9 protein-coding genes are annotated in these 9,351 nt (G+C 62.6%); 7 read left to right on the forward strand and 2 right to left on the reverse strand.

Translation table 11 applies throughout. The annotated features are described in order from the left end of the window. The first annotated feature begins 139 nt into the window (after positions 1-139). The 6 genes from CWO91_RS40195 to CWO91_RS40220 all read left to right on the forward strand — a co-directional run bounded on the left by CWO91_RS40195 (position 140) and on the right by CWO91_RS40220 (position 5,927). A complete protein-coding gene (locus CWO91_RS40195; RefSeq protein ID WP_130220871.1) occupies positions 140-1,282 on the forward strand; it encodes an acyl-CoA dehydrogenase family protein in 1,143 nt (380 codons plus the stop codon). A gap of 4 nt (positions 1,283-1,286) precedes the next feature. Then, a complete protein-coding gene (locus tag CWO91_RS40200) occupies positions 1,287-2,870 on the forward strand; it encodes an acyl CoA:acetate/3-ketoacid CoA transferase (RefSeq protein WP_130220872.1) in 1,584 nt (527 codons plus the stop codon). Between the two features lie 9 nt (positions 2,871-2,879). Continuing rightward, a complete protein-coding gene (locus CWO91_RS40205) occupies positions 2,880-3,362 on the forward strand; it encodes a MaoC family dehydratase (RefSeq protein WP_130220873.1) in 483 nt (160 codons plus the stop codon). A 71-nt stretch (positions 3,363-3,433) separates the two neighbouring features. Further along, positions 3,434-4,270 (forward strand): ABC transporter substrate-binding protein, encoded by an 837-nt coding sequence (locus CWO91_RS40210; RefSeq protein ID WP_130220874.1) that lies wholly within the window; start codon positions 3,434-3,436, stop codon positions 4,268-4,270. 236 nt (positions 4,271-4,506) lie between these two features. Beyond that, on the forward strand, positions 4,507-5,073 hold the full coding sequence (locus tag CWO91_RS43910) for a hypothetical protein (protein WP_208753140.1): 567 nt from the start codon (positions 4,507-4,509) through the stop codon (positions 5,071-5,073). A 41-nt stretch (positions 5,074-5,114) separates the two neighbouring features. Beyond that, entirely contained in the window at positions 5,115-5,927 is an 813-nt protein-coding gene (locus tag CWO91_RS40220) for a hypothetical protein (RefSeq protein ID WP_245471531.1), read from the forward strand. A gap of 134 nt (positions 5,928-6,061) precedes the next feature. On the opposite strand, the gene CWO91_RS45350 is transcribed toward CWO91_RS40220, so the two are convergent. Then, positions 6,062-6,385: a tetratricopeptide repeat protein gene (locus CWO91_RS45350; RefSeq protein ID WP_349643616.1), complete on the reverse strand. Its 324-nt coding sequence runs from the start codon at positions 6,383-6,385 to the stop codon at positions 6,062-6,064. 584 nt (positions 6,386-6,969) lie between these two features. On the opposite strand from CWO91_RS45350, the gene CWO91_RS40230 reads away from it, so the two are divergent. After that, positions 6,970-7,140, forward strand: a complete 171-nt coding sequence (locus CWO91_RS40230) for a hypothetical protein (protein WP_245471533.1) — start codon at positions 6,970-6,972, stop codon at positions 7,138-7,140. A 221-nt stretch (positions 7,141-7,361) separates the two neighbouring features. On the opposite strand, the gene CWO91_RS40240 is transcribed toward CWO91_RS40230, so the two are convergent. Continuing rightward, positions 7,362-7,598, reverse strand: a complete 237-nt coding sequence (locus CWO91_RS40240; protein ID WP_130220875.1) for a hypothetical protein — start codon at positions 7,596-7,598, stop codon at positions 7,362-7,364. Positions 7,599-9,351 lie beyond the last annotated feature (1,753 nt).

The following is a 9,351-nucleotide window of genomic DNA, read 5'->3' on the forward strand; positions in this document are numbered from 1 at the left end:
CGCCATCGCGCTGACCCGCGGCGTGTGCGGCGCCTATGGCGTGCCGGGCGACGACGTCGCGGTCTATTTCCTCGACCGCGACCGCAGCGAGGTCGCTCACGATTCCAAGCTCGCCAGCGACTGACGGGAGCCACACGCCATGGATCGCTTCTACTCCCAGGACCAGAAAGCCCTGCGCGAGACCGCCCGCCGCTTCGCCGAAGCGGAGATCCTGCCCCGCGCGGCCGCGATCGACCGCGAGGACCGCTTCGACCGCACGCTCTACAAGGGCATGGCCGACCTCGGCCTGTTCGGCATTTGCCTGCGCGAAGGCGCTGGCGGCGCCGGTCTCGATGCGGTCGCGGCCTGCATCGCGATGGAGGAGCTGTCGCGCTGCTCCGGCGCGGTTGCCAACGCTTTCGCGATCCCCGTCGAGGCCGTGCTGTTCTTCGACCATCACGGCACCGACGCGCACAAGGCGCTGATCCCGAAGATCCTGAGCGGCGACATCATTCCCGCCACCGCCGTCTCCGAGCCCGACCACGGCTCCGACGTCGCGGGTATCCGCACCAACGCGGTGCGCGAAGGCAAAGGCTGGCGGCTCAACGGCACCAAGGCCTGGGTGACTCTCGGCGGCGTCGCCGACCGCATCATGGTGTTCGCGCGGACCGGCGCGGATGCCGGCCACCGCGCCATCTCCTGCCTGCTGGTCGACGGCGCGCTGCCTGGCATCGCCCGCGGCAAGAACGAAGAGCTGCTCGGCATGCACGGCCTCGACGACTGCCAGATCACATTCTCCGACGTGCGCCTGCCCACCGACAGCGTGATGGGGCCGGAGAACCAGGCCTTCAAGATGGCCATGAGCAATTTCAACTTCAGCCGGCTGATGATGGCCTCGATGGCGCTCGGCATGGCGCAGGCGGCGTTCGAGGATGCCACCAAGTACGCCCGCGACCGCAAGCAGTTCGGCCAGTCCATCATCGGCTTCCAGGCGGTGCAGTTCATGCTCGCGGACATGTCGACCGACATCGCGGCTGCGCGCCTGCTGATCCATCACGCCGCGCGCCTGCACGATGCCGGCGAGCCGATCGCCAAGGAGGCGGCGCAGGCAAAGCTGTTCACCACCGACATGGCGATGAAGCACGTCTCCAACGCGCTGCAGATCCACGGCGGCAACGGTTATTCGCGCGAATACCGCATCGAGCGGATCTTCCGCGACGTGCGCCTCGCCCAGATCTACGAGGGCACCAACCAGATCCAGCGGCTGATCATCGCCCGCCAGGTCGAGAAGGAGGCCGCGTGAGGGCATGCTGAGCATCATCACGGCGAACGAGGCCGCCGGCCTGATCCGCGACGCCGACACGCTGATCGTCGGCGGCAATGGCGGCACGGGCGCGGCCGAAGCTATTCTCGACGCGCTGGAGCAGCGCTTTCTCGGCGGCCAGGGCCCACACGATCTGACGCTGATCAACATCACCGGCGTCGGCGCCGTCTCCGAGAAAGGCCTCTGCCATCTCGCCCATGAAGGCCTGATCGCGCGCGTGATCGGCGGCAATTTCGGCCTGCAGGTGCCCTTCATGCGCCTCGTCCGCGACGAGCTGATCGACGCCTACAATTTCCCGCAAGGCGTGATGAGCCAGCTCTGCCGCGCCATGGCGGCAAAGCATCCGGGCGTGCTCACCCATGTCGGCCTCAACACCTACATGGACCCGCGCCAGGACGGAGGGCGCATGAACAAGCGCACCACCGCGCCGCTGGTCGATTTGCTCGAGCTGCACGGCCAGTCCTGGCTGCTCTACCGTGTCCCCGCCCCGCCTGATGTCGCCATCATTCGCGGCACGTCAGCCGATGAGGACGGCTACATCAGCATGGAGCACGAGGGCACGACGCGCGAGGATCTCTCGATCGCGCAGGCCGTGCACAATGCGGGCGGCACCGTGATCTGCCAGGTCAAGCGCATCGTGAAGCGCGGCTCGATCCATCCGCAGATGGTGAAGATCCCCGGCTTCCTGATCGACCATGTCGTGCTCGAGCCCGAGCAGATGCAAACCTACGGCACCGTCTACGATCCGGCGCGCTGCGGCGAGACGCGCGTGCCGGTGGCGATGATCACGCCCGATCCGCTGACCGAGCGTCGCGTGATCGCTCGCCGCGCCGCCTTCGAATTGCGCCCGCGCGACGTCGTCAATCTCGGCGTCGGCATCTCCGCGATGATCCCCAATGTCGCGGCCGAGGAAGGCATCTCCGACCTGATCACGCTGACGGTGGAATCCGGCGTCGTCGGCGGCGTGCCGGGTCATGCGCGCGAATTCGGCACCGCCATCAATCCGCGCGTCATTCTCGACCAGGCCTATCAGTTCGACTTCTACGACGGCGGTGGCCTCTCCTGCGCTTTCCTCTCCTTCGCGGAGGTGGACGAAGCCGGCAACGTCAACGTCACCCGTTTCGGCAAACGCCGCGACGGCTCCGGCGGCTTCATCGACATCACCCAGAACGCCAAGCGGCTGATCTTCAGCGGCACCATGACTGGCGGCAAGTTCGACATCGGCGTCGAGAACGGCCGCCTCGCGATCCGGCGCGACGGTGCCTTCCGCAAATTCGTGCCGCAAGTCGGCCAGATCAGCTTCAGCGCCTCTCTTGCCGCGCAGCGCGGCCAGCACGTCAGCTATATCACCGAGCGCGCCGTGTTCGAGCTGGAGAACGGACACGTGACGTTGACCGAGATCGCGCCGGGCGTTCGCCTCGAGGAAGACATCCTCGCCCATATGGGCTTCAAGCTGCGTATCAGCCCGCAGTTGAAGGACATGGACCCGCGCATCTTCCGCTCCGGGCCGATGGGGATTGCACAAAGCTTCAAGGCCCTGCCGGCGCGGCCGCGCAAGGTCGCCTGAGGGATCAGCATGGACACGAGCGCTGCGATCAATCTCCGTTACGAGGACATCGCGCTCGGCGCGGAGTTCGAGACCGCCGTGCACACCGTGACGGACGCCGACATCGCGACCTTTGCCGACGTCACGCGCGACCATCATCCGTTGCATGTCGACTCAAGCTACGCGAGGTCGCGCGGTTTTCCCGCGGTGATCGGCCACGGCCTGTACGGCCTGTCGCTGATGGAAGGGCTGAAGTCTGAGCTGAAGCTGTACGAGGAAACCTCTGTTGCCTCGCTCGGCTGGGACGAGGTGAAGTTCAAGGGTCCCATCGTCGCCGGCGATACCTTGCGTGTGCGCTTCCGCTTCGTCGAGAAGCGCCCGACCAAAAATCCCGAGCGCGGCATCGTCATCGAGACGCTCGACCTCATCAACCAGCGCGACGAGGTGGTGACCGCGGCCCGCCACATCTCGCTGATCCTGACCCGGCAAGCCGACGCATCGGCAGCCATGTGAAGAGACAATGAAGAAGACGTCGGACCGGAGAACGGCTCCTCTGCCACCCACGATTTGATCGGAGTATTCAGATGCGATTTCCCAAGCCCTTCTCCGCCTTCGCCCTCCTGATCGGGCTGACCCAGTTGGCCAGCGCCCAGACCTGCACGCCGAAAGTACCGGCGTCGAGCCTGATCGAGGCGCCGAAATGGCAGATGTCGATCAACCCGACGCTGCCGCCGCAGCAATTCGTCGACGACAAGGGCGAGTTGCAGGGCCTCAATGTCGAGCTCGCCCGCGAGATCGCGAAACGCATCTGCGTCGAGGCAGTGTTCCTGCGCATGGATTTCCCGCCGATGATCCCGGCGCTGCGCTCCGGGCGTTTCGATGCCATCAACACCGGCCTGTTCTGGACCGAGGAGCGCTCCAAGATGCTCTACCTCGTGCCTTATGCGCAGCAGGCGATCAGCATCTACACCGATCCCTCCTCCAGCCTGAAGCTGGAGAGGTTTGAGGATCTCGCCGGCCGCGTGGTCGGCGTGGAATCGGCGACCTACACCGAGCGCAAGGCGCGCGAGTTCAGCACCGCGATGGAGGCCAAGGGCCTCAAGCCGATCGAGCTGCGCACCTTCACCACCGTCACCGCCACCTCGGCGGCGCTGCGCGCCGGGCAGCTCGAGGCCGCGCTCAACATCAACGAGACCGCGAACTCGCTCGAGCAGAAGGGCATCGCCAAGATCTGGGTCCGCGACATCGCCGGCACCGACATCACCTTCGCCTTCCGCGACAAGCAACTCGCCCAGGCCGTCGCCGATGCCCTCACGGCAATCCGCGCCGACGGCACCTATGACAAGCTGTTCGACAAGTTCGGCATGACCAAGCTGAAGACCAGCGCCTTCGCCATTCGCGGCGACGGCCCGACAAACTGACAAGCTTGCGCTGCTGCCTGTGCGGCAGCGCACATATGACTGACACAATCAATAGCTGCCGCTGGTGGGAGAGCAGCATCCGCCCGCCCTCGGGCGAGTTCATTCCATTCGCGGCGCCGACCATTTCACCATTCTCAAGACGCTGCGTCTGCGAGACGGCGGCCTGGTGCGACGCTACTCCGCGCGCAGGAGGCTAAACTCTCTGCTCGATTGCCGCGGACCTGCGGGACACGCAGATGGTCGACGACAACAAGTATCAGTGGGTGCTAGGAAAATCCGCGATGCCCGACGCGCGCTCGACCGACGGCCAGAACTGCACACCCCACGTCAATGCGCCATCGACAGTCGAAGGAGTTTTCCATCAGCCGCAGCGCCGCCGGCGATGGACAGATCGATCGGCGCCAATCCGCACGCGCCGTTGGCAAACACCTTCTCGGCAGACAGGACCTCGACCGCCGGCACGCCATCGCCTGCGGCTCGGCCGGGATCAGGCGCCCAAGCCGGATATGGTTGATCAGGAGCCGCTGGCCGATGACGACGAGGATGGCCATCCCGACAAGCAGACTCTGGAAGCTTGGATTCATGACGCCATCAATGCTCGAGGTGCAAAGCAATCGTATCGGTGCATCGTCGTAGAACGATTGCACGCAGATCAGGCGCTTGAAGTCCTCCGGAAGGCGGCGAAGTCGTTCGTCTGTAAGGCGAACCGTTGTGCGCGGCCCCGAGGGCTTGTGCTACGAAACGATATCTGCGGTTCCGATGTCCTGATCCAATGCTGCCGCCGTTGTCCTCAATTGACATAGGCTTCGCCTTTCGGCACGCTTTGCGCCCACGGAAATGGTAGATGACTCTTTCGAGAAAAAATATCGGCCAGCCTGATCAGCCGATGGGGCGTGATCCGTTCCGCACCGCCGCTCATCCGCCGGTGGAGCGTCACCTCGCAGAGAAACGAAAGCCGGAGCCACTCGCCGAACAAAGCAACAAAGCACCTATAGTTCATCCGGCCCAAGAGCCCCCTGCTGCGTCATCCGCACATTTCAGTTTTGTACGAGGTGTGTCCGCCAGTGTGACCGCCTGTACAGATTGGATGAAGCGAGGACGCCAAATTTGGCACGGACATCTGCAGCGCGGTCAACTACCCGAGGGGGCCACAGGGTCGATGGGAAACATCGAGCGCTGGTTGCTCGGATTGCTGAGCGTTGTTGTTCTCGTGAGCTGCGTTTGCGCGACCATTGTCTTCACGCAGGTCAAGTCGCTCAAAGTGGAGATCGCGACGCTGCAACGCGAGATCATCGCGCTCAAGCTCCGCGTAGCGAGGCTTGATCAGATCGCAACCGCCAACGAGGCACGTGAGAAGCCAAGCAGTGAACCGCCTAAGCCGCCGCCAGAGACCCGGCCTGATCAGGCTTCGCTCATCCTGTCGCGCGAAGAGATTCAGCTGATCCGCGACTATATCAAGCCTGCCCCGGTTGCGGGGTCCGTGACTGAGTCGATCAAGGTTGGCGATCCCGTCTCGGGAGAAACCATCCCCTTCCCTTCTGTGATCACGGAGAAGGTGCGGAAACTGCTTGGCGCAAGATTTACCATTCGCAACGGCGTCATCGTCATTACCCGAAACGGGAGCCACTACGCTGATGCTGTGATCGGTTCCAATTGACGAGCGGCGGCCCAACGCCTCTTGCAACGACTGTGAGGCTTATAGAATGGCGCGCAAGGTTCGATAACCGATCTGCACGTTCAAGGGCGAGCGCCAAAGCCCGCCTGCAATAGCCTTGCAGGTGGTTATTCGACTTATGGCTGGTTGTTCGGCGGCCGTTCAATGAACCGTCGGCTGCCGTTGAGAAGTTCAAGGTTATTGGCAATGACAGGATTGGTCGGATCGAGCGAATAAGCCTTCTCGAACTTTCGCCGCGCCGCATTCAGATTGCCGCGCAGCATGTACGAATATCCCTGATCGTTCAGGACTTGAACGGTTTCGCCCCCCAGCCGGATCGCTTGCGCATAAGCCTGATCGGCGAGATCAAAGCGACGGATCCGGCCTGGGTCAATTTCCCTGCGAACAGGGAATTCTACAGGGAAATCCCATGCCGCAGCGGGACATTTGGCCGAGGGAATCTACGAAAACGCCCGCGACTCCAAGCTGTTGTGGCAACGGACGCACAAACGCATAACAGGGAAATTTCTAATGTGATCAGGGAATGGACACGCGCCTGAATGGAAACCGAGATCGCGGTAGGGTAAGCGTCGTAAGCCTCCTCCCGCACACTTTTCCTCTGGTTCGTAAAACACGATCTGTTCTCGCGCGCGATTGCAGATGAGGAGAGCGAGATGGTGAGCGAGATGGTGGACAAGAACGCAGCGTGGAGGCGTCAGAGCGAAGCTTCCTGGCGGGTGCACCACGAGGGGGTCGAAGCGTAGCGATTTGGATCACGGCAATATTGCGAAGGCGGAGCGCATCCCACTCACGGCGTTCGGCAACTGGCGAGCGAAGTTTAAAGCCGAGCCACAGCCGCCCGAACGCAAGCTGCTCTACGGGCGTCGAGGCCTAAGTCACCCCCTTAGTCCTCCCCTAAGTCACCTCGTTCATCGCCCTCTACCCCCCCCCGGCTAATCCCTCCTCGTCGGCGGGAAACCTGATCGTTCCGCGGCCGCGCGAGCGTCATCGGCGGCGGTTCAGCGAGACGGATAAACGCGGAATCCTGGATGAGGCGGCGCAAGCCGACGCGAGTATCGCAGAGGTGGCGCGCCACTACGGCATCGACCGCCGTGTTCTAGGTCGGTGGAAGCGGGAATTGATAGCGGTCACGGCGCCGACCTTTGTCACGGTGCAGATCACCGACGCGGCTGCCGCTGCGGCGGCCCTGTCATAACCACCCTGCTCCTTCCAAACGTGAGCGTGCACTTGGCCCTCGGCTACATCGACATGCGCAAAGGTATCGATGGTCTGGCGATGCGTGAGGCCGTGCTGCATCAGGATCCGTTCACAGGCCCGATGCGCCGAAGGCGGCGGAGCGATCGCTGACGGAGCCACGCTCAAAGATCCGTTTGCACGCGCGATATAGATCAGTCGTCGGCTTAAGCTCTTTCCGCGTCAGCCGCGCTTCTTCTGAGAGGACGGCTTAAACTCCACGACCTCGTGCTGGTCGCACGGATTCGACGGCTCATGTTGTTTCACGATGAGCTCAAGCTCAAGCGCTTCGATGGCGAGTTCATCCGCCAAGCGCTTAAACAGCTCGCGCTTTTCCACGTCCGTCGCCTGCTGACTCATCAGCGCAAAGTCTCTGGCGTCAGCGCGAACCTTCTCCAATCGTCGCCGGAGGTCCTTCATGGTGTGCCGGCTCAGCTTCTAAACTCATCCTCGGCCCGAACAATCACCTTGCTTATTCGGATGACGCGGGAGTCAACGGCCGAAACAGGATATTGGTTCTTAGCGAACTGCTAATTCGCCGCTTATTCATCCTGCGATATCTAGCCATGGTCGCCTGCTGGGCCAAGTCCAGGGACTCCGGACCCAGTTTCGGGGATTGCGGGCTGACGACGGCATTTGGCGACGGGCTCCCAGGCCGAGACATCCCTATCCGGCTCTCGCCGGATGATGCATAGAAATACCGTGGAATACCGTACCTGAAGGCGCATGAGTGTTCGAAAGCGCACAGACCCGAGTGTTGCGCTGGACTAGGCTGCGACCGATCCCGGACGCTGGCGAAGCGCTCGGGCCCGAACGGCCTTGGCATCTTGGTAAGGGTGCATGTCAAATCCGTTCTTTCCGCGGGGGCTGCGCTGAAGCAGCTCCGTCCCCGGCGCCGATCAACAAGACGGCCCGTCAATCGGACGATCACGAGCCATCACCTCCTGCGGCGCGTTATGACACCGGTTGCAATCAGAGTTCTTTTCGTCCTCCTCCTTCCAGTCGTTCAAGCGTGGGATGCAGTTAGGCGACGCTTCAGAGGGCACCACGACTAAGATGGCATGGCCGTGCTGAAACTCGCCGCATCACTGAGGCGAATAGCGCGAACGAAGGGAATAGTATTGAAGTAACCGTCGACGGAGTTCGCATGCGCTGTCCGAACGAGCGCAGCGCAACTGACCTACAGCCCAAAGGCTCGGCCAATCTCCCGCATTAGCCTGAACGCGGCGTCAGTATGGCGGCCATAGAAGAGCGCGCGATCAAGTTGAGACAGGATGCTCATTCCAAATAGCGCGATCGCAGTGCCTCTAAGCATGGTTGTAGCCCGGATTGAACGATGCTGAGCGAATTCAAAACGGCCCCAGCCGCAGAATGGGGTAAGCAGCCGGGGCCGGCATTCCCATTCCATGTGCCGCGATCGGCGGTAGGCGGCACGCTGCGAGGTTAGGCACACAGACGCTAACGAACTGTTTCGAGAGGTGCCGTTTCCTTTCGTTGACTGTGCGGCGCAGCGACGGCATTCATCGTGAGGACGATCAGCCTGCGAATCGCAAACGACGCATGCGATGACACTACGGCTCTATACGAGATCAGACCCTGGCGGATCCACGTCCGCACCACGACGCTGCTGAGCGCGCGTGCCGCGTTCTTGGAATGTGGGCGGTGTTCGTGTCCAAACGCGCCGAGGCCATTTCGAGAAGTGGCGGCAGGAGCCGGACTGCCAGAACTATGCGGCATGGCGGGGCGCGGTGAGGTGCCAAACCGGGTGCGAAGGCGGCCTCACAGGCTTGGTCATCGCCGATTCATCCGGCAGGTCCACGCTTTTCTCGCAGAGCGCGGTGCCGCTGCCTGGAGGCGGTTCGCTGAGGCGACTGCTGTGTCGCATTGTCCGGGCAAACTGGCAGAGCGCAGTCGATCGCATAGTTCCAGAATAAACTTGCAACAGCGGCATCAAGCTTAATTCGAGACCTTGATTGCGGCCGCGCACCAGAGCGCTAGGGTTGCACACTCCGGACATTTGCCCTCGTCCGGTCCACCCACGGCGAAGTCGCCGTACCATCATACTCGGTGCGGCGTCTTCGTCGCAGGCTAGTCACGCGAGCTTCATTTGAGAGAGCGGCTGGACCACGAAAGGCTTGATCTCATCGAGATGCGTCGTCAACTGACGGCACTC

Origin of the sequence: Bradyrhizobium genosp. SA-3 (assembly GCF_004212635.1) — a bacterium.
Taxonomy (GTDB): Bacteria; Pseudomonadota; Alphaproteobacteria; order Rhizobiales; family Xanthobacteraceae; genus Bradyrhizobium.